General features: G+C 75.5%; 1 pseudogene. It reads right to left on the bottom strand.

Features of this window, described 5'->3' with window-relative positions:
• Positions 1-233 (bottom strand): annotated as a pseudogene (locus tag SAZ04_RS23090) (indole-3-glycerol phosphate synthase TrpC); the annotation flags it as partial.

Genomic DNA, 233 nt, shown 5'->3' with positions numbered 1-233 from the left:
CCTCGTCGGGGATCTCCGGCGCCAGATCGAACGAGGTCCGGAGCGAGACCGCGAGCGTCCTGAGGTCCCGGTTGTTGACACCCACGAGCCGCGCCCCCGCGGCGAGCGCGCGAGCGAGCTCGGGGCGGTCGTGCACCTCGACCAAGGCGTCGAGTCCCGCCGCGCGCGCCTCTGCCAGCAGCTCCTCCAGCCGGCGGCCGTCGAGGGCCGCGGCGATCAGCAGCACCGCGTCG

The sequence above is a fragment of the Halalkalibacter lacteus genome, from assembly GCF_036663595.1.
Taxonomy (GTDB): Bacteria; Bacillota; Bacilli; order Bacillales; family Bacillaceae_D; genus Halalkalibacter; species Halalkalibacter lacteus.
Note: the sequence above shows the minus strand (reverse complement) of the source record. Positions and strands in the feature narration are given on the sequence as shown.